The following is a 1,027-nucleotide window of genomic DNA, read 5'->3' as shown; positions in this document are numbered from 1 at the left end:
CTTTGGTGAGTTATCCGATTACGATGAGGATAAAAACAACTGGATAGATGAAAATGATAGGATTTTTAACAAATTAGGTGTATGGATGAAAACTCCATCTCAAGACAGAATTTATTCCCTTAAGGATTTAGATATAGGAGCAATATATCTGGGTAATACTCAAACTTATTTTCCTTTCAAAAATAGTCAACTCTCCCAATCAGGTATCTACCTAAAAGAAAACCTTGATATAGGTTTTATCTCAAAAATTGATTTTAAAGTATAAAAAATCATAATATTTGAAAATTCCTGTGTAAGAATATAATTATTATCCGGTATTAAAATCCTTCAGGAGATAAAATGGCAAAACTTAAAAAAGGAAGTAGATGCACAGTTTGTAAGGCAAAAGGAGAAAAAGAAAAGGCTGTGGTTTTCCTGCCACACCACAGGCTTGCTTTATGCAAAAAGCATTTTATAGAGTGGTTTGAAAAAAGAGTGGCAAAAACTATAAAAGAGTTTCGTATGTTTTCTCCTAAAGACAGAATACTAATTGCTGTTTCAGGCGGAAAAGACAGCCTTGCTTTGTGGAATGCACTGGTAAAACTTGGATATGAAGCAGATGGATTTTATATAGACCTTGGGATTGATGAGTATTCACAGGATAGTAAAAGACTTGCACTCCAGTTTGCAGAAAAGATAGAAAGACCTTTACATATAGTTTCACTTAAAGAAGAAATAGCCCCAATTCCACAAATAGACCAGATTACCAATAGGCCTGCCTGTTCAGCCTGTGGCACGGTAAAAAGGTATTACATGAACAAATATGCAAAAGAACTTGGATACAACATAATAGCCACAGGACACAACCTTGATGATGAAGTGGCTGTCCTATTTGGAAATACACTCCACTGGGATATTGATTACCTCAAAAGACAGTATCCTGTTTTAAGAGAAGAAAACGGATTTATTAGAAAAGTAAAACCCCTGTGCAAAATAACAGAGAAAGAAGCGGCACTTTATGCATTTTTCAACAATATTGAGTATATAG

At 34.2% G+C, this 1,027-nt stretch carries 1 protein-coding gene and 1 pseudogene; both read left to right on the top strand.

Annotation, left to right across the window (positions count from 1 at the left end):
• A pseudogene (locus HG1285_RS20160) lies at positions 1-265 on the top strand (hypothetical protein); the annotation flags it as partial.
• A gap of 74 nt (positions 266-339) precedes the next feature.
• The coding region (locus tag HG1285_RS00125) for a tRNA 2-thiocytidine biosynthesis TtcA family protein (RefSeq protein WP_008289753.1) at positions 340-1,027 on the top strand (688 nt) is incomplete at its 3' end.

This window comes from Hydrogenivirga sp. 128-5-R1-1 (assembly GCF_000171895.1).
Note: the sequence above shows the minus strand (reverse complement) of the source record. Positions and strands in the feature narration are given on the sequence as shown.